This window comes from Enterobacter sp. CGMCC 5087, assembly GCF_003144775.1.
Lineage (GTDB): Bacteria > Pseudomonadota > Gammaproteobacteria > Enterobacterales > Enterobacteriaceae > Enterobacter > Enterobacter cloacae_M.
On record NZ_QFXN01000121.1, the window covers coordinates 1 to 18,423 of the forward strand.

19 protein-coding genes and 1 other annotated feature are annotated in these 18,423 nt (G+C 53.0%); of the genes, 11 read left to right on the plus strand and 8 right to left on the minus strand.

The features are described 5' to 3' along the window. Positions 1-14: 14 nt before the first annotated feature. The gene (locus tag DEO48_RS11715) at positions 15-350 is read left to right on the plus strand and encodes a gamma-glutamylcyclotransferase family protein (protein WP_109845253.1); all 336 of its coding nucleotides are present in this window, start codon (positions 15-17) and stop codon (positions 348-350) included. A 47-nt stretch (positions 351-397) separates the two neighbouring features. Here DEO48_RS11715 and DEO48_RS11720 read toward each other — a convergent pair whose 3' ends face one another. The 4 genes from DEO48_RS11720 to dacD form a co-directional block, all read right to left on the minus strand. Beyond that, complete coding sequence (locus DEO48_RS11720) at positions 398-733, minus strand: DUF496 family protein (protein ID WP_008499467.1); 336 nt, start codon at positions 731-733, stop codon at positions 398-400. A gap of 158 nt (positions 734-891) precedes the next feature. Further along, positions 892-1,950, minus strand: coding sequence for an FUSC family protein (locus DEO48_RS11725; RefSeq protein WP_109845254.1), 1,059 nt, complete (start codon positions 1,948-1,950; stop codon positions 892-894). Positions 1,951-2,042: 92 nt separating this feature from the next. Further along, positions 2,043-2,516, minus strand: a complete 474-nt coding sequence (sbmC, locus tag DEO48_RS11730) for a DNA gyrase inhibitor SbmC (RefSeq protein WP_029739252.1) — start codon at positions 2,514-2,516, stop codon at positions 2,043-2,045. A gap of 119 nt (positions 2,517-2,635) precedes the next feature. Beyond that, positions 2,636-3,802, minus strand: coding sequence for a serine-type D-Ala-D-Ala carboxypeptidase DacD (dacD, locus tag DEO48_RS11735; RefSeq protein WP_045887846.1), 1,167 nt, complete (start codon positions 3,800-3,802; stop codon positions 2,636-2,638). 198 nt (positions 3,803-4,000) lie between these two features. On the opposite strand from dacD, the gene sbcB reads away from it, so the two are divergent. Together sbcB and DEO48_RS11745 are read left to right on the plus strand one after the other, a co-directional pair. Next, positions 4,001-5,437, plus strand: a complete 1,437-nt coding sequence (sbcB, locus tag DEO48_RS11740; RefSeq protein WP_375232170.1) for an exodeoxyribonuclease I — start codon at positions 4,001-4,003, stop codon at positions 5,435-5,437. A 162-nt stretch (positions 5,438-5,599) separates the two neighbouring features. Next, a complete protein-coding gene (locus tag DEO48_RS11745) occupies positions 5,600-7,837 on the plus strand; it encodes a phosphoglycerol transferase I (protein WP_109845256.1) in 2,238 nt (745 codons plus the stop codon). 781 nt (positions 7,838-8,618) lie between these two features. Here DEO48_RS11745 and plaP read toward each other — a convergent pair. The 4 genes from plaP to DEO48_RS11770 form a co-directional block, all read right to left on the minus strand. Beyond that, positions 8,619-9,977, minus strand: coding sequence for a putrescine/proton symporter PlaP (plaP, locus tag DEO48_RS11755; protein ID WP_023312362.1), 1,359 nt, complete (start codon positions 9,975-9,977; stop codon positions 8,619-8,621). After that, positions 9,967-10,029 (minus strand): membrane protein YoeI, encoded by a 63-nt coding sequence (yoeI, locus tag DEO48_RS11760; RefSeq protein ID WP_099458931.1) that lies wholly within the window; start codon positions 10,027-10,029, stop codon positions 9,967-9,969. The genes plaP and yoeI overlap by 11 nt, the downstream gene beginning before the upstream one ends. Positions 10,030-10,248: 219 nt before the next feature. Then, positions 10,249-11,178: a LysR substrate-binding domain-containing protein gene (locus DEO48_RS11765; protein ID WP_096151385.1), complete on the minus strand. Its 930-nt coding sequence runs from the start codon at positions 11,176-11,178 to the stop codon at positions 10,249-10,251. A 41-nt stretch (positions 11,179-11,219) separates the two neighbouring features. Next, entirely contained in the window at positions 11,220-12,044 is an 825-nt protein-coding gene (locus DEO48_RS11770) for an SDR family oxidoreductase (RefSeq protein ID WP_109845257.1), read from the minus strand. A gap of 175 nt (positions 12,045-12,219) precedes the next feature. Here DEO48_RS11770 and hisL point away from each other — a divergent pair, with 175 nt between their 5' ends. The 8 genes from hisL to hisF all read left to right on the plus strand — a co-directional run. Beyond that, entirely contained in the window at positions 12,220-12,270 is a 51-nt protein-coding gene (gene hisL / locus DEO48_RS11775; protein WP_001364200.1) for a his operon leader peptide, read from the plus strand. Beyond that, positions 12,246-12,369: a sequence feature (His leader region), on the plus strand. (Overlaps the previous gene by 25 nt.) 45 nt (positions 12,370-12,414) lie before the next feature. Beyond that, entirely contained in the window at positions 12,415-13,314 is a 900-nt protein-coding gene (gene hisG, locus DEO48_RS11780; protein WP_028018500.1) for an ATP phosphoribosyltransferase, read from the plus strand. A 5-nt stretch (positions 13,315-13,319) separates the two neighbouring features. Beyond that, a complete protein-coding gene (hisD, locus tag DEO48_RS11785) occupies positions 13,320-14,624 on the plus strand; it encodes a histidinol dehydrogenase (protein WP_109845261.1) in 1,305 nt (434 codons plus the stop codon). Next, positions 14,621-15,682 (plus strand): histidinol-phosphate transaminase, encoded by a 1,062-nt coding sequence (hisC, locus tag DEO48_RS11790; RefSeq protein ID WP_109845258.1) that lies wholly within the window; start codon positions 14,621-14,623, stop codon positions 15,680-15,682. The genes hisD and hisC overlap by 4 nt, the downstream gene beginning before the upstream one ends. Further along, the gene (hisB, locus tag DEO48_RS11795; protein ID WP_109845259.1) at positions 15,679-16,746 is read left to right on the plus strand and encodes a bifunctional histidinol-phosphatase/imidazoleglycerol-phosphate dehydratase HisB; all 1,068 of its coding nucleotides are present in this window, start codon (positions 15,679-15,681) and stop codon (positions 16,744-16,746) included. The genes hisC and hisB overlap by 4 nt, the downstream gene beginning before the upstream one ends. Continuing rightward, positions 16,746-17,336 carry an imidazole glycerol phosphate synthase subunit HisH gene (gene hisH, locus DEO48_RS11800; protein ID WP_063441239.1) on the plus strand — a complete coding sequence of 197 codons (591 nt, stop codon included), beginning with the start codon at positions 16,746-16,748 and terminating at the stop codon, positions 17,334-17,336. The genes hisB and hisH overlap by 1 nt, the downstream gene beginning before the upstream one ends. Further along, positions 17,336-18,073, plus strand: coding sequence for a 1-(5-phosphoribosyl)-5-[(5-phosphoribosylamino)methylideneamino]imidazole-4-carboxamide isomerase (gene hisA / locus DEO48_RS11805; RefSeq protein ID WP_109845260.1), 738 nt, complete (start codon positions 17,336-17,338; stop codon positions 18,071-18,073). The genes hisH and hisA overlap by 1 nt, the downstream gene beginning before the upstream one ends. Next, positions 18,055-18,423: imidazole glycerol phosphate synthase subunit HisF (hisF, locus tag DEO48_RS11810; RefSeq protein WP_181367000.1), on the plus strand; the 369-nt coding region annotated here is incomplete at its 3' end. The genes hisA and hisF, both read left to right, overlap by 19 nt.

Genomic DNA, 18,423 nt, shown 5'->3' on the forward strand with positions numbered 1-18,423 from the left:
GCGGATGAGGGAAAATGAACGCTCTGTTTGTCTACGGCACGCTGCGCCCGGGCCACGCTAATGCGCATATTCTTGAAAACATCGGCGGCGAATGGCTGGCCGGTTCCGTATCCGGTACGTTTTACGAACGCGGCTGGGGCGCCGCGGCGGACTTCCCGGGAATTGTGCTTCACCCTGACGGCCCCCGCGTCGAAGGCTATCTGTTTATCTCGGATAACCTTGCCGCACACTGGCAAATGCTGGACGAATTTGAAGACGGCTACGATCGGGTTGAGGTCATGGTAACCACCCTTGCAGGCAAGCAGGTTCAGGCCTGGATTTATCAGCTACAGCCGCGTTCTGAATCATAAAAAAAGGCTCTCTGTCACCAGAGAGCCTTTTTCACTATTCGCTGCGATTACTCGCTTTTTGCTTCGCCGTTTTTGATTTCGCCCATCACTTTCAGCTTTTTAGAGATGTCACGACGCTCTTTGGACAGCTCAGCATTTTTGATGATGTAGTCATCAACGCGGTCTTCATAGTCGCTCTTCATGCTGGCGATGATGCCCTGAATAGCTTCAACGCTCATACCTGGCTTGATGTAGTCGCTCAGGTTGTCGAGCAGCAGAACACGTTTCTGGTTGTCACGGATCTTCTTCTCAACGTCCTGGATTTCACGCTGCAGCTTGTTTTTGCGGCGGAACAGGCGGACGAATTCCAGAACATCCTGGAACGAAGGCTTGGTAGTTTCCATTTTTACACCCCTGATAATGTGAGATTCGGATTCGTTAAGGCAACCGTTGTAACAATAACCTTACTGACAGCGGCTGCGAATGACAATGAGTATATCGTTTAAAGCTATCATAACCCCAATTGCTGCTGAATCGAAGCAGCAGGCGTCACATAAGCCTTTTATTTGCGCAGCGCCCGGCAAATAAGGTGCGATAACAGCTCAAGCTGCCGCGCCAGCTCCATGCTCAGCCAGACGTAGCCATGAATAGGCGTTTCCGCCACGTTATCGCTCTGGCGTTCATTGATTAACTGCTTCAGCTCCGCGACGATCTCATTCAGCCGCTCGCTGTTGGCCAGTATCGGCTGCGGGTTCCCTTCATAGAGCGCATGGGCAATGGTCAACAGCGTTTGCTGCGTCATCTGCTGGGTCTCTTTGAGGGTCTGTGCGTTAAGCATCAACAGATGGCTGGGACGCGAGGCCCAGTGCGCGTTGATCTGCAGTTCAAGCATGCAGACCAGATTGCGGCTTACCGTCTGGATGGCTTCGAAAATCGATTTCTGAATATGGGTTTCTTTGCTGGCAGGCGTGATCAGGCCGCGCATTTTGACCACATCGGTGAGGATCGTTTGCAGATGCTTTTCCAGCCGGGGACGTTCGACCAGATTCGGAGAAAAACCGGCCTGATAGACGCGGTTAAAGGCGGTGACGTAGTTCGCCATCTGAATACGCCAGTGCAGAAAAGCGCGCTGCGGCCAGATACCGGTGAAGAGCATGGCCAGCAGTGACCCCAGGATGACATCCCCGCTTCGCCACAGCGCCGTGGTCATATCCCCGGCGGGCGCACCGACAACCACCGCGAGAGTAATCCCAATCAGCAAGGCCTGATACGGTCTTTTGCCCAACGCCAGCCAGCCGCACAGGAACATGGCGGCACCGCACCATGCCAGCATCACCGGAAATGAGATAAGCTCCAGCTTAAGGGCAATAAGCCCAAGGGCCGAGCCTAAAACCGTCCCGCCAATTCGCTCGAAGGCGCGCGGAACAACGTTCCCCCAAAACGAGATAGGCCCCATCACCACCACCAGGGTGATCAGCGGCCACGTCCCTTCCGGAACATCCAGCAAACGGACCAGTACAAACGTCAATACGAAAGCCAGCGCGATGCGACACCCGTGCACCACGCGGTAATGTTTGTACAACCGAATTTCAAAAGGGGTTAATGATTTGTCGGGACGCACACCCGCTCTCCAGCTACACGGCAAATCACAATTGTACTGTGTTTTCAGCCGGGCGGATCGCTCCCGGCTGAAAAACCCTTCATTTAGCAGGCCTAAGCCGTTTTATGCTCTACCGCGATATACATTTCGATATCCCAGTAGCCGTCTGCATTGCCGTCATTAAGATAGCGCTCGAAGCAGGGCTTTAGCGCCATCTGGTATTTATTGTCCTGCAGCAGGGAATTGAAGAACTGATACCAGGGCGTGGCGAAGTCGTAGTTTTCCACGCGAGCCGTCGCCACGGCATAGTCCCCGGCCGCGATTTCCGTCATCATGACGCCTTCGCTGTTTTCCGGAATAACGAAATCGTCCGGTACGGTAACGGCCGTATCACAGCGCAGTTTTTCTGCCGGGACTTCATCCGGGTTATCGTAATAGACCGCCACCCACTCCAGCGGCTCAATGTGACGCCCGTCAACCCACATCACCAGCTGTTCAAAGCCCTGTTTTACCGTTTGTTCCCAAGGTCCGACCAAATGAAAACCGGCAATCTTACGTTTCTTTTGCTGCTTGATGCTGTAGTCCATGCTGCCTCCATTTATTACTGTATATTTATACACTATAAAACTGGATTACTATTATCGGCAAACGAGGAGTGTTTATTATGTGAGCAGACTCGCAACCCTGCCAGTCTGCCCATCAGCGGTTAAAGCGTGTGGTGGAGATAATCGCTCATGCGAGAGAACAGCCCGCCTTTATCAACGGCTTCCAGCGTCACCAGCGGCCAGTGCGCCACCACCTTGTCGCGGTCATAGAGCTGGATCTCCCCGACCCGCTGATGCGCAGCAATCGGCGCTTCCAGCTCTTTTTTATCCAGCACGTATTTGGCTTTGATGTTCGGCACTTCCGCTTTCGGCAGGGCCAGCCAGAAGTCCTGGTCGGTGCCCAGTTTCACCTGCTCCTTATCGCCGTACCAGATACGCTCTGTCCCCACTTTTTTACCGTTGTGCAGGATTTGCACCGTATCGAAGTTCTGCTGCCCCCAGTGCAGCAGTTTCCGGGCCTGGTCCTCACGTCCTTTCGGGCTGTCCGCCCCCATCACCACCGCGATTAAACGACGCTGCCCGTCAACGGCGGAGGCAATCAGGTTAAAGCCCGCTCCCGAGGTGTGCCCCGTTTTAAGCCCGTCCACGTTCATGGTTTTATCCCACAGCAGGCCGTTACGGTTTTGCTGGGTGATCCCGTTCCAGGTCAGGCTCTTTTCGCTGTACATATGGTAAAACTCAGGCTCGCCGTGAATGATGGCCCGGGAAAGTACGGCCAGGTCATAGGCCGAGCTGTGCTGGCCCGGCGCGTCCAGCCCGTGGACGGTTTCAAAGTGCGTATCGCGCAGGTTCAGCTTCTGCACGTAGTCGTTCATCATCTTCACAAACTGCGGCTGGCCGCCCGCCACGTGATCGGCCAGCGCCACGCAGGCGTCGTTGCCGGAATCGACGATCAGACCGCGGCTTAAATCACGCACGGAGACGCGATCGCCCTCTTTCAGGAACATCAGCGACGAGCCGTCAAAAACCGGGTTGCCTTTTGCCCAAGCGTCACGCCCGACGGTGACAATGTCGTCCGGCGTAATGCGATGGCTATCAATGGCCCGATCAACCACATACCCCGTCATCAGCTTGGTCAGGCTCGCCGGATTGCGTTGTTGATGTTCGTTGCCCGCCGTTAAGATCTGACCAGTCGTGTAGTCCATCAGCACCCAGGAGCCAGCCTGAATGGCCGGAGGCTGCGGCGAAAAATCCAGTGGTTCGGCCGCAAATGCAGATGAGACACTCGAAGCGAGTAAAGAAACAGCAATAAACAGACGGCGTTTCAACGGTATATCCTCAGGTCATTAAAAATCGATGACCTTTTTACGGGAGTTCTGATGCCGTTACCTGGCTTAATTGCAAAAAAATGTGACAGAACGCAGATTTTTCTCTGAAGCTGGCGCGCAAATTTGCGTCACGTAGGTGCTTTTTATTCGGTCTGAACCGCACGATCGTTTACCATAGTGACGTCATTTTTTAACAGGATGGTATTACTGGTGTCTGACTCTGCCGCTCGCCCGACTTTTTTATTCCATGACTACGAAACCTTTGGCACGCACCCGGCGCTGGACCGACCGGCGCAGTTTGCCGCCATCCGTACCGACGACGAATTCAACATTATTGGCGAGCCTGAGGTCTTTTACTGCAAACCGGCTGATGACTACCTGCCGCAGCCCGGGGCGGTCATGGTCACCGGGATCACGCCTCAGGAAGCGCGCGAGAAAGGCGTTAACGAGGCAGAATTCGCCCGACGCATCCACGATCTGTTTACCGTCCCCAATACCTGCGTGGTCGGTTACAACAACATCCGCTTCGATGACGAAGTAACGCGCAACATCTTCTATCGCAACTTCTACGATCCCTATGCCTGGAGCTGGCAGAACCGCAATTCACGCTGGGATTTGCTCGACATCATGCGCGCCTGTTATGCCCTGCGTCCTGAGGGCATTAACTGGCCTGAAAATGAGGAAGGGCTGACGAGCTTCCGGCTGGAACACCTGACGCGAGCCAACGGCATCGAGCACAGCAATGCCCACGACGCGATGGCGGACGTCTATGCCACCATTGCCATGGCGAAGCTAGTGAAAAACGCGCAGCCCCGGCTGTTTGAATATCTGCTGAGCCACCGCAGCAAGCAGAAGCTCATGACCCTTATCGACGTACCGCAGATGAAACCCCTGGTGCATATCTCCGGCATGTTTGGCGCCTGGCGCGGCAATACCAGCTGGGTCGTGCCGCTGGCGTGGCATCCGGACAACCGTAATGCGGTCATCATGGTGGATTTAGCCGGCGATATTTCGCCGCTGCTGGAGCTCGACAGCGATACCCTGCGCGAACGGCTTTATACCCCGAAAAATGAGCTCGGCGATCTGCCTGCGGTGCCGGTCAAACTGGTGCATATCAATAAATGTCCGGTACTCGCGCAGGCGAATACGCTGCGCCCGGAAGATGCGGACAGACTGGGCATTAACCGGCAGCACTGCCTCGATAACCTGAAAGTGCTGCGCGAAAACCCGCAGGTGCGCGAGAAAGTGGTCGCCATCTTTGCCGAGGCGGAGCCGTTCGTGCCGTCTGAAAACGTGGACGCCCAGCTCTACAACGGCTTCTTCAGCGATGCCGACCGCGCGGCGATGAATATCGTTCTGCAAACCGAGCCGCGTAACTTACCGGCGCTGGATATTACTTTCGCCGATAAACGCATCGAAAAACTGATGTTTAACTACCGCGCGCGTAACTTCCCCGGCACGCTGGACGAGGCAGAGCAGGATCGCTGGCTGCAGCATCGTCGCAATGTCTTTACCCAGGAGTTTCTTAACAGCTATGCCCAGGAGCTGGAAATGCTTTATGGCCAGTATGAAGGGAATGCTGAGAAACAGGCGCTGTTGAAATCCCTGTATCAGTATGCACAGGAGATTGTTTAAGCCCGAATGACATGGTCTCACTTTCATATAAGTGGGGTATCAGAGAGTATTTATGACATTTTTATGGCAGAAAAATGTCATAAGACATTCATTGCCCCTAAAAATCATGATAAAATCGCAACTTACATGATAACAGATTAACTTACTTTTAAAGCCTCTAAAATGATTTACTTACAACTCTTTGCACTACTTGTATTTGCTATTTCATCTCACAGATGGATCTTTTTAAAATCAATTACCACTAGCATTATTTTCGTACTGTTTGCTTTTTGGTATATTTCAAACATGTTTACTGGCTATGGTGTCACCGACGCCGTATACTACCAGTTATTTAATACAGCACAAGGCACATCACTTGATGATATTTACAGCAAGTTACAGGTCGGATTGATATTTATTATTATCATTTTGGCAACACTTGCATGTAGCGTATATTTAAAATACAAAAAAAAGGACTTACTCCCCCTAAAAAAAACAACATTCATTTGGTCTCTCATTTTAATCAGTATAATTCCATCACAGTTTATTTCGAACATTTACAACTCAACCAAAGACACCTTCTTTAATGATGGTAATGCCGCCGCAGTAAAAAAAGAATATAAAAAAGCAACTGCGCAATTAGATAAAAAATATAATTACGTTTTTATTTATGCCGAAAGTCTTGAAAACACATTCCAGAGCCTGGATGGAACAAATTACACGCCAGGCCTGAGCGCGCTTGCAAATAAATACATGCAGTTTACCAACATACGTCAACCACCAATCCGGGGCATAGGATGGACCATGGCGGGATTAGTAAATACTCAATGCGGTATTCCACTTATCATGGAACAAGGTAATTCTGGAGCGAGCTTCGTCAACTTCCTGGGTAAGGCTGACTGTGTAGCTTCATGGTTTGGAACTCAAGGCTATCAGACCGAATTTATTCGTGGTAGTCAGAAAGAATTCGCTGGGGGGGATAAATTCCTCGAGCAACATGGTTGGCAATCGCAGCACGATAAAAATTATTTCGCGGAAAACCTTCTTGCCACACCTGATGATGTCAGTGGATGGGGAATTCATGATGACTTATTGCTTAAGCATGCATGGGATGAATTTTCACGTATGTCCCAGCAGAAGCAACCGTTCCTGCTATCGCTCCTGACAGTAAATACGCACTCCCCGGAAGGGACATTTTTGAAAGCCTGTGAGAATCATGTACCTAAGAATGAGCAGTATCCTATGCTTGCCTCAGTGGCTTGTTCAGATTATCTGCTGACTGATTTTATAAATCGAATAACGAATAGTCCCTGGTTCGAGAATACTATCGTCGTGCTGGTATCAGATCATCTAATGATGGCAAATAGTGCCTCTCCTCTCCTCGATAAGGTGAGCCAGGAGAGAAGAAACCGTTTCATTATTATCAAAAAAGATTTGAAACCCACTGTTAATAATACTGAAGGCACTTTACTCGATGTCTGGCCAACTGTCCTCGATTTATCTGGCGCAGAGGTGAAAGAGTTAGGGTTTGGAAGCAGCTTACTCGACAGTAAAAAGGGCAAATTGATAAAAAATTACGAACTTGGTCGGACTAAAGATTTCTTTGCCTATGCGTCGCAACTTTGGAACTACCCATCATTAAATGATGGAATTAAACAAACTAACAATGGGATAGCTATAGGTTCAGAGGAATATAGTTTACCTGTATATTCTGCTATTGAAGCTAATGGGCAATTGAAAGCATTATGGTTTGAAGCTTTTGCCATGAATGCCCAAAAGGTCATCCAAAAAGATAATGATTTATTCTATGCTAATCTTTGCAGAAATATGAACATCAATGAAGATGGTATTTGTTCTTATATTATATCCAGAAACTCGATAAAACAGGTTCGTGTTAACAGCACAGGAGTAGCATCAGAAAAAATCATTAACAAAAAACCGATCTTGTATCAAAGTGATATTTTAGGACTTTCTTCAGCCACCTATACTGCTACAAGTGGAGCTATGATAAATGACCGGGGTGTAAATTTAGGATATGGTTTTAACATCATAAAACTGGGCTCAACTCATGAAGGTATTTCGTCTGATATTGACACAGTGGTGAATTATTCAACCTGTGTTTCAACCACCATTCCCGAAGATGAAATTACTGAATTTTTACAACAGCAGAGGGGGCCAGTCATTTTCGCATCCAATGACTCCGCAGTATGCGCTGACACTGCGCCAGTTGAAAAACTTGCTGACATTCTTCATGCTCCTGAACTTTCAACATTGAAATTCAGGCAACAAGTCATTGGTATCTACAAATCAGGGCATAGCGAAATAATGAAAGGAATTCCAGATCTTCCCTTTGATATGTTCATTGATACAAAGAATTATAAATTAATTACTCTTTGTGAAGCATTTATGGATTGCCACTAGACAAGCACGTTACACTCTAGCATTTATTGAACAGTGGGGTCTTTTATAAGGACCTCACTATTTCATCTAAATTTCTGCTTCCACTATTTCCTCAGTAGCAAATTCACATTATTGAATTACAAAAGCTCAGCTCTCTTTCCACCTCCCCGCTATTTACTGAATAAAGCCTAATAAAAGTAGGATAAAATAACCTCCGACTATATCGCAGGTTATAGAAATGTGGTTAGTAAGGACTTATTACCGGTTGTGCCATAGCAGGCGCATAAAATCAGATATTTGTCATCTTTTTTGTTACTAACGGTCCGTGAACGGGTTAATAAGATATGATAGTGATAACTGATTTCACACTTTATCCTTTTTAAAAGAATATTTTAATTATTTCTGTATATTCGCCGTATTTTTACCTACCGCATTCACATCGTAACGGAATCAGAACCACCTGTTTCTGTATTTGTAATTCAGGTCACCAAACTCCTCATACAGCAATTCACATAGATTTCTCAAGATCCCGCCAATTGTCCGGAGCAAAAATATGTTATATCTAGAGTTCTGTCGGATGTGCGCTAAGTTCTTTTCGCCCCACATTGAAACCCCCTTTTGATTTCTGTTTTGACTCTTGCAGTTGCCGGACTACAAATAGTTAACAAATCAAAAAGAGTTTTAATAACCGACTCTAAGCTGATAGCCTTACTGACCCGCTAGCCTGGCTAGGGTTTCCAATGACGTAAAAATGCCAGTCAGTGACTGGCATTAAGGATAATTACTGCATGTGGCAAAGTGATTACGCGACGTCTTCGTACTGAGGAACCGGGTTACGGAAGCTCTTCGTGACGCAGGCCAGGTAAATCAGGCCGATACCCGCCCAAATCAGGCCAAGCACCATAGAGCTCTCTTCCAGGTTAACCCACAGCGCGCCCACGGTCAGGGCACCGCACATCGGCAGGAACAGATACTGGAAGTGGTCTTTCAGCGTCTTGTTACGCTTTTCACGGATCCAGAACTGAGAGATAACCGACAGGTTAACAAAGGTGAACGCCACCAGCGCACCGAAGTTAATCAGCGCCGTTGCCATCACCAGGTCAAAGTTAATCGCCAGCAGCGCAATGGCACCGACCAGGATGATGTTCATCGCCGGGGTACGCCAGGTTGGATGAACGTAGCCGAAGAAGCTTTTCGGGAATACGCCATCGCGGCCCATCACGTACATCAGACGCGCAACGCCTGCATGCGCGGCCATACCCGACGCCAGTACGGTAATGGTGGAGAAGATCAGCGCGCCAACCTGGAACGCTTTACCCGCCACATAGAGCATGATTTCCGGCTGAGACGCATCCGGATCCTTGAAACGGGAGATATCCGGGAAGTACAGCTGCAGGAAATAGGTCGAGAAAATAAAGATCAGACCACCAATCAGCGCCGTCAGGAAGATTGCACGAGGGATCACGCGCTCTGCATCTTTCGTTTCTTCAGACAGGTTGCTGATGCCGTCAAAACCGGTAAAGGAGAAGCACAGAATGGTTGCCCCGGTAATCATCGGGATCACATGGGCATCACCAGACCAGAACGGCTTGCTGCTCGCCAGAGTGCCGGCACCTTCACCGTGGAACACACCGTAAATCACCATGCCAAGAATAACGGCAATCAGGACAACCTGAAGCACAACGATAACGGAGTTAAAGTTGGCAACGGACTTAATGCTGCGCAGGTTAAAGGCAGTCATAAAGGCCACCAGCGCCACGACGAACATCCAGGATGGAATCGACGGCACCAGCGCTTCAAAATAAATTTTTGCCAGCAGAATGTTGATCATCGGCGCGAACAGATAGTCGAGCAGCGAAGACCAGCCCACCATAAAGCCAACTGTCGGGCTGATGGATTTCTGAGCATAGGTGTAGGCGGAACCAGCAGACGGATAGCGACGCACCAGTTTACCGTAGCTCAGCGCGGTAAAGAGGATCGCAATCAGCGCGAAGCCATAAGCCGTCGGCACATGACCGTCTGTGAGGCCTGATACGATACCGAATGTATCGAACAGCGTCATCGGTTGCATATAGGCAAGGCCCATCATAACAACCGGAATCAACGTAAGCGTTTTACGTAATTCCACGCGAGAGGTGTTTGGAGTTGCGTTATGCGACATAGTTATTCTCCTTTACGGTGATAACCGCCACGTAAGCGAAAAATTGCCCCATTTCTTTCTTCCTCAGCGACAACAACTGTCGGATTTTAGTAAATATCTATCCGGTACGAAGCCCGGCCTCTTGGTTTTTAGTTTCGTTTCGTACATGCAAAAAAAAATAACCGACGCCTTTTATATCGTCGATTATTCATTTGGTTGCAGCGGCCGCATTTTGCCCCACATCGGATACAAAAGGCAATACTTTGCAAAGCATGGGACAATTTTCTTTTTACTAACTGGCTGATTTCTGGACGTCGGGCTGAGAGTAAACGGCGGCGATAGCACTATTTGCTAAAATCTCGTCTCGCCACCAGGCGCTGGCCAACCCGGCAGTTTGTTCATTCCAGCCTACCCACACCGATTCATTACTGCTTTGAGCAAGTACCTGTTTTTCAACAAGCGCACCGCTGTCAATAAACCGCTGCGCCAGATAGCGCGGTAAATAGCCGCAGCCCAGGCCGCTTATTTGCAGTTCCAGCTTGGTTTTAAAGTCGAAAACGGTAATGGCCTCCTGCTCATCAAGCAGCTGCGAGGAGACCGAGCATTCCGGACGAGAGCTGTCCCCAACAACTATGGCGCGGTAGCCTTTAATTACGCGACGGTTAAGCGGCTCGGGTTCCTGAGCCAGCGGGTGATGGGGTGCCACAGCAAATACCTGCTCCAGCACGCCCAGCCGGGCAAAACCAAAATCGCTCAGCTGGGGAGGCTCATGGAGCGCACCGACGAAAATATCCGCCCTGCCCTGCGTTAAGGCATCCCAGGATCCACCCAGCACGCCGTTGATAAAGATAAGCCGGGTCACGCTATGGTGTTGATAGAAGGCTTCAATCAGCGGTGTCAGGAGAGAAAATGGAAAAGTATCATCCACGCCAATAACCAGCTCGTTTTCCCAACCCTGATGAAGTTTTACGGCCTGTTTTTCGAGTTCACGAACGGTATGGAGGACTTCGCGACCTTTTTCCAGCAGCATCTGTCCGGTACGGGTGAAACGTGCGCGGTGCCCGGTGCGATCGAGGATCTGGATATTGAGATCGCTTTCCAGTTTTTGGACGGTATAGCTCAACGCAGATGGGGTTTTGTAGAGCTTTGCTGACGCAGCGGCAAAGCTCCCCTCTTTTTCCAGAGCATCCAGAATAATAAGAACATCCAGCAGCGGTTTCATGCTCGCCCCCTTCTGGTGTGCGATCGTCTCCGCTGCGGGTCTTATTCCATGGGCATCACCAGCGGATCGGGATACTGATACTCAAACCCCAGCTCATGACAAATTCGATTGCCATCAACAATTTTGCCTTTGCTGCCATCCTTTACCTCACCAAAAACCGGCGGAGCCAGGCCCAGCTGACGTGCCATCAGCGGGTAAAACGTGCTGCGCGCCGGATGAGAAGGTGCACATATATTATAGATGTGTCCACCTTTCGGAGCCTGTAAGAGTAGCTCAATTGCGCCAACAACATCGTCAAGGTGCACAAGATTGACAACATGCTGGCCGTCTGGCGCAGATTTCCCGGCAAAAAAGCGTCCCGGATGGCGGCCAGGGCCCACCAACCCCGCCAGACGGACAATATCGACCTGCGTGCCGGGAAGATTATGCAGCCAGTCTTCCAGCTCTTTCAGAACCTGACCGCTCGCCGTCACGGGACGGCGCTCGGAACTCTCTTTCACCACGCCCTCAACTTCGCCATACACCGACGTCGAGCTGGTAAAAATGATGCGCGGAACATGGTGCGCCAGCGCGCTGTCGACGATCTCCTGCATCGCCTGCAGATAAAACGACTCGCCCGGGCCACTGCGCCGCGCGGGGAGCGTGATCACCAGCGCATCGACGTTCATCAGCGTGTCCAGATCGTCAGCATCACACACCAGCTCCGGTTCAAGGCGCAGCTCAACGCCGTCAATACCGCACATGCGCGCTGCCTCTACCCCATCCGCCGTGGTTTTGCTCCCGGTCACCTGCCAGCCTTTCGCGGCTAATGACATCGCCAGCGGCATTCCCAGCCATCCTAAACCGACAATCGCGACCTTTTTCATGCGAATTCTCCTGACTCTTACTCGTCTTTTATAAGGCTACGCCAGCCCGGCAGAACACACAATTCATAGCATCAATATGAAATGAATTAATGATCAAAAAAAGCCCTTGCAATATGTCGTACAACTGGTTTAGGTTAAAAGACATCAAATGAATAAGCATTCATCGAGAATTTATATGACACGCGTTCAATTTAAACACCACCATCATCACCATCATCCTGACTAGTCTTTCAGGCGATGTGTGCTGGAAGACGTTTGGATCTTCCAGTGGTGCATGAACGCATGAAAAAGCCCCCGGAAGATCTTCTTCCGGGGGCTTTTTTTTGGACCGAATTCAGACAGGTTAAAACAGGTTAACGAGGAATAAAGAATGTTAGATAACTCACGCTTACGCATAGCTATTCAAAAATCAGGCCGTTTGAGCGACGATTCACGCGAACTGCTGGCCCGCTGCGGGATTAAAATTAACCTGCACACCCAGCGCCTGATTGCTCTGGCTGAAAACATGCCCATCGACATTCTGCGCGTGCGTGATGACGATATTCCCGGCCTGGTCATGGATGGCGTCGTTGACCTCGGCATTATCGGGGAAAACGTGCTGGAAGAAGAGCTGCTGACCCGCCGCGCGCAGGGCGAAGATCCGCGTTACTTCACCCTGCGTCGTCTGGACTTCGGCGGCTGCCGCCTGTCCCTGGCTACGCCGGTTGACGAAGCGTGGGACGGCCCGGCCGCGCTGAACGGCAAACGTATCGCCACCTCTTACCCTCACCTGTTAAAGCGTTACCTCGACCAGAAAGGCGTGCAGTTTAAATCCTGCCTGCTGAACGGCTCCGTTGAAGTGGCGCCGCGTGCGGGTCTGGCGGACGCCATCTGTGACCTCGTCTCTACCGGCGCGACGCTGGAAGCGAATGGTCTGCGCGAAGTGGAAGTGATCTACCGCTCTAAAGCGTGCCTGATTCAGCGCGACGGCGACATGGCCGACGCCAAACAGCAGCTGATCGACAAGCTGCTGACCCGCATTCAGGGCGTGATTCAGGCGCGTGAGTCCAAATACATCATGATGCACGCCCCAACCGAGCGTCTGGATGAAGTGATTGCCCTGCTGCCGGGCGCCGAGCGCCCAACTATCCTGCCGCTGGCGGGCGATCAGCAGCGCGTGGCGATGCACATGGTGAGCAGCGAAACCCTGTTCTGGGAAACCATGGAAAAACTGAAGGCGCTGGGTGCAAGCTCCATCCTGGTGCTGCCTATTGAGAAGATGATGGAGTAATGGCCATGAGCTTTAACACAATCATCGACTGGAATACCTGTAGCGACGCACAGCAGCGCGAGCTGCTGATGCGCCCGGCGATTTCCGCCTCTGAGAGCATCTCACGCACCGTGGCGGAGATCCTGGATAACGTCAAAGCCCGTGGTGATGACGCGCTGCGTGAATACAGCGCGAAGTTTGACAAGACGGAAGTCGGTGCATTAAAGGTTACCGAGCAGGAAATCATTGATGCCAGCAATCGTCTGGGTGACGACATCAAGCAGGCGATGGCCGTCGCGGTGAAAAACATTGATACCTTTCACACCGCGCAACAGCTACAGACCGTGGATGTCGAAACTCTGCCCGGCGTGCGTTGCCAGCAGGTCACGCGCCCGGTTGCGTCCGTTGGCCTCTATATTCCCGGCGGCTCTGCCCCGCTTTTCTCCACCGTACTGATGCTGGCGACACCCGCGCGGATTGCCGGGTGTCAGAAAGTGGTGCTGTGCTCACCGCCACCGATTGCCGACGAGATCCTTTATGCGGCGAAGCTGTGCGGCGTGCAGGCGGTATATAAAGTGGGCGGCGCGCAGGCGATTTCGGCCCTGGCGTTCGGCACGGAATCCATTCCTAAGGTCGACAAAATTTTTGGTCCGGGCAATGCGTATGTAACCGAAGCCAAGCGCCAGGTCAGCCAGCGTCTGGACGGCGCGGCCATCGATATGCCTGCCGGCCCGTCTGAGGTGCTGGTGATTGCCGACAGCGGCGCAACGCCGGACTTCGTGGCGTCCGACCTGCTTTCTCAGGCGGAACACGGCCCGGACTCGCAGGTCATTCTGCTGACGCCGGATGCCGATATGGCGAAACGCGTGGGCGAAGCCGTGGAGCGTCAGCTTGCCGACCTGCCCCGCGCCGACACGGCACGCCAGGCGCTAGCGGCCAGCCGCCTGATTGTGGCGCGCGATCTGGACCAGTGTATTGCGATCTCCAACCAGTACGGCCCGGAGCACCTGATCATTCAGACCCGCAACGCGCGCGATCTGGTTGACAGCATTACCAGCGCGGGCTCGGTGTTCCTCGGCGACTGGTCACCGGAGTCCGCGGGCGATTACGCCTCCGGCACCAACCACGTGCTGCCCACGTATGGCTACACCTCTACCTGTTCGAGCCTGGGCCTGGCGGATTTCCAGAAACGCATGACCGTGCAGGAGCTCTCCCGCGAAGGTTTTGCGTCACTGGCGTCTACTATTGAAACCCTGGCCGCCGCCGAGCGGCTGACCGCCCACAAAAATGCCGTTACGCTGCGCGTTGCAGCCCTGAAGGAGCAAGCATGAACATTGAAGAATTAGCCCGCGAAAATGTCCGTCGCCTGACGCCTTATCAGTCCGCGCGTCGTCTCGGAGGCAAAGGAGATGTCTGGCTGAACGCCAACGAATTCCCGACGGCGGTGCAGTTTGAGCTGTCGCAGCAAACGCTGAACCGCTATCCGGAGTGTCAGCCGAAGGCCGTGATTGAAAACTACGCGCAGTATGCGGGAGTGAAGCCGGAGCAGGTGCTGGTCAGTCGCGGCGCTGATGAGGGCATTGAACTACTGATCCGCGCCTTCTGCGAGCCGGGCAAAGACGCGGTGATGTACTGCCAGCCGACCTATGGTATGTACAGCGTCAGCGCGGAAACCTTCGGCGTGGCGTGCCGCAACGTGCAGGCGCTGGAGAACTGGCAGCTGGATCTGCAGGGCATTGCCGACAATCTCGATGGTGTAAAAGTTGTCTTTGTCTGTAGCCCGAACAACCCGACCGGACAAATTATCAACCCGCAGGATATTCGCACCCTGCTGGAGATGACGCGCGGTAAAGCGCTGGTGGTGGCAGACGAAGCCTACATCGAGTTCTGCCCACAGGCGACGCTGGCAGGCTGGCTGGAAGAGTATCCGCACCTGGTGGTACTGCGTACGCTGTCAAAAGCCTTTGCCCTTGCGGGTCTGCGCTGCGGATTCACCCTGGCGAATAAAGAGGTCATCGACCTGCTGCTGAAAGTGATCGCCCCGTACCCGCTCTCGACGCCGGTTGCCGATATTGCGGCACAGGCGCTGACGCCACAGGGGATCAACGCGATGCGCGAGCGCGTGGCGCAAATCCTGGAGGAACGTCAGTATCTGGTGACCGCCCTGAAGAATATCCCTTGCGTGGAGCAGGTATTCGACTCGGAAACTAACTACATCCTGGTGCGCTTCACCGCATCGAGTGCCGTATTTAAATCTTTATGGGATCAGGGCATTATCTTACGAGACCAGAATAAACAACCTTCTCTGAGCGGTTGCCTGCGCATTACCGTAGGCACCCGTGCAGAGAGCCAGCGCGTGATTGACGCCCTGAAAGCGGAGAAAGTATGACCCAGAAGATCCTTTTCATCGATCGTGACGGCACCCTTATTTCGGAGCCACCAGCCGATTTTCAGGTCGACCGATTCGACAAGCTGGCTTTTGAACCGGACGTGATCCCGGTGCTGCTCAAGCTGCAAAAAGCAGGCTTTAAGCTGGTGATGATCACCAACCAGGATGGTCTGGGTACCGACAGCTTCCCACAGGCGGACTTTGACGGCCCGCACAATCTAATGATGCAGGTGCTGACCTCTCAGGGCGTGGTATTTGATGAAGTGCTGATTTGCCCGCACATGCCGGCCGACGAGTGCGACTGCCGTAAGCCAAAGGTGAAGCTGGTAGAGCGCTACCTGGCTGAAGATGCGGTGGATAAAACCAACAGCTATGTCATCGGCGATCGCATCACCGATATTACGCTGGCGGAAAACATGGGCATCGCGGGGCTGCGCTACGACCGTAACAACCTTAACTGGGCGAAGATTGGCGAACAGCTGACAAAACGCGACCGCTATTCCCACGTTGAGCGCAACACCAAAGAGACGCAGATTGACGTGAAGGTCTGGCTGGACCGTGAAGGCGGCAGCAAGATCCACACCGGCGTCGGTTTCTTCGATCACATGCTGGACCAGATTGCCACCCACGGCGGTTTCCGCATGGAAATTACGGTAAAAGGCGATCTCTACATAGACGATCATCACACCGTGGAAGATACCGGCCTGGCGCTGGGTGAAGCCCTGAAGCTGGCGCTCGGCGACAAGCGCGGCATTAACCGTTTCGGCTTTGTCCTGCCGATGGACGAGTGTCTGGCGCGCTGCGCGATGGACATCTCCGGTCGTCCGCACCTGGAGTATAAAGCCGATTTTACCTACCAGCGCGTGGGCGATCTGAGCACAGAAATGGTGGAGCACTTCTTCCGCTCACTGTCCTACACCATGGGCCTGACGCTGCACCTGAAGACCAAGGGCAAGAACGACCACCACCGCGTGGAGAGCCTCTTCAAAGCCTTTGGCCGTACCCTTCGTCAGGCAATTCGCGTGGAAGGTGACGCCCTGCCTTCATCGAAAGGAGTGCTGTAATGAACGTGGTCATTCTGGATACCGGATGCGCCAACCTGAACTCCGTCAAATCGGCGATAGCGCGCCACGGCTATGAGCCGGTGGTAAGCCGAGACCCGGACGTGGTGCTGCGCGCCGACAAACTCTTTTTACCGGGCGTGGGCACCGCGCAGGCGGCGATGGATCAGATTCGCGAACGCGAGCTGGTCGACCTGATCAAAGCCTGTACCCAACCGGTGCTGGGCATATGCCTGGGCATGCAGATCCTGGGCCGCCGCAGCGAAGAGAGCAACGGCGTTGACCTGCTGGGCATTATTGACGAAGACGTGCCGAAAATGTCCGACCACGGCCTGCCTCTGCCTCATATGGGCTGGAACCGCGTTTACGCCAAAGCGGGCGATCGGCTGTTTCGCGGCATCGAAGACGGCGCGTATTTTTACTTCGTGCACAGCTACGCCATGCCGGTGAACGTGAATACGATCGCCCAGTGCACCTACGGTGAGGCGTTCACGGCGGCCGTACAGAAAGACAATTTCTTCGGCGTGCAGTTTCACCCGGAGCGCTCTGGCGCCGCGGGCGCGCAGCTGCTGAAAAACTTCCTGGAGATGTGATGATTATTCCCGCATTAGATTTAATTGACGGTACGGTTGTCCGTCTGCATCAGGGCGATTACGGCCAGCAGCGCGACTACGGAAACGACCCGCTGCCGCGTCTGCAGGATTATGCCGCCCAGGGTGCGCAGGTACTGCACCTGGTGGATTTAACGGGCGCGAAAGACCCGGCGAAACGCCAGATCCCGCTGCTTAAACAACTTGTTGCGGGTGTTGATGTTCCCGTCCAGGTCGGTGGCGGCGTGCGTACGGAAGATGACGTCGCGGCGCTGCTGGACGCTGGCGTGGCCCGCGTGGTGGTGGGTTCAACCGCCGTGAAAGCTCCTGAGACCGTGAAAGGCTGGTTCCGCCGCTTTGGCGCCGATGCCCTGGTCCTGGCGCTGGACGTGCGTATTGATGAACAGGGTAATAAGCAGGTGGCCGTTAGCGGTTGGCAGGAAAATTCCGGCGTGACGCTGGAAGAGCTGGTCGATATCTATCTTCCCGTTGGTCTGAAGCACGTGTTGTGCACGGACATCTCCCGGGACGGAACGCTGGCGGGCTCAAACGTCTCGCTGTATGAAGAGGTCTGCGCGCGTTATCCGCAGGTAGCGTTCCAGTCGTCTGGCGGTATCGGTGATATAGAGGACGTGGCCGCGCTGCGCGGTACCGGTGTGCAGGGCGTGATTGTGGGCCGGGCCCTGCTGGAAGGTAAATTTACAGTGACGGAGGCGATTCAATGCTGGCAAAACGGATAATCCCTTGCCTGGACGTACGCGATGGTCAGGTCGTGAAAGGCGTGCAGTTCCGCAACCACGAGATCATTGGCGACATCGTCCCGCTGGCAAAACGCTATGCCGATGAAGGCGCCGACGAGCTGGTCTTTTACGACATCACCGCCTCCAGCGATGGCCGCGTGGTCGATAAAAGCTGGGTGGCACGCGTGGCGGAAGTGATCGACATTCCATTCTGCGTGGCGGGCGGGATTAAGTCCGCTGACGACGCCGCCAAAATTCTCTCGTTTGGCGCCGACAAGATTTCTATCAACTCCCCTGCCCTGGCCGACCCGGAGCTCATTACCCGCCTCGCAGATCGTTTTGGCGTGCAG

Coding starts and splice junctions, on each gene's coding strand:
- DEO48_RS11715 (WP_109845253.1), top strand. CDS start 15: ATGAACGCTCTGTTTGTCTACGGCACGCTGCGCCCGGGCCACGCTAAT.
- DEO48_RS11720 (WP_008499467.1), bottom strand. CDS start 733: ATGGAAACTACCAAGCCTTCGTTCCAGGATGTTCTGGAATTCGTCCGC.
- sbmC (WP_029739252.1), bottom strand. CDS start 2,516: ATGGACTACAGCATCAAGCAGCAAAAGAAACGTAAGATTGCCGGTTTT.
- sbcB (WP_375232170.1), top strand. CDS start 4,001: ATGGTATTACTGGTGTCTGACTCTGCCGCTCGCCCGACTTTTTTATTC.
- DEO48_RS11745 (WP_109845256.1), top strand. CDS start 5,600: ATGATTTACTTACAACTCTTTGCACTACTTGTATTTGCTATTTCATCT.
- plaP (WP_023312362.1), bottom strand. CDS start 9,977: ATGTCGCATAACGCAACTCCAAACACCTCTCGCGTGGAATTACGTAAA.
- DEO48_RS11765 (WP_096151385.1), bottom strand. CDS start 11,178: ATGAAACCGCTGCTGGATGTTCTTATTATTCTGGATGCTCTGGAAAAA.
- DEO48_RS11770 (WP_109845257.1), bottom strand. CDS start 12,044: ATGAAAAAGGTCGCGATTGTCGGTTTAGGATGGCTGGGAATGCCGCTG.
- hisG (WP_028018500.1), top strand. CDS start 12,415: ATGTTAGATAACTCACGCTTACGCATAGCTATTCAAAAATCAGGCCGT.
- hisD (WP_109845261.1), top strand. CDS start 13,320: ATGAGCTTTAACACAATCATCGACTGGAATACCTGTAGCGACGCACAG.
- hisC (WP_109845258.1), top strand. CDS start 14,621: ATGAACATTGAAGAATTAGCCCGCGAAAATGTCCGTCGCCTGACGCCT.
- hisB (WP_109845259.1), top strand. CDS start 15,679: ATGACCCAGAAGATCCTTTTCATCGATCGTGACGGCACCCTTATTTCG.
- hisH (WP_063441239.1), top strand. CDS start 16,746: ATGAACGTGGTCATTCTGGATACCGGATGCGCCAACCTGAACTCCGTC.
- hisA (WP_109845260.1), top strand. CDS start 17,336: ATGATTATTCCCGCATTAGATTTAATTGACGGTACGGTTGTCCGTCTG.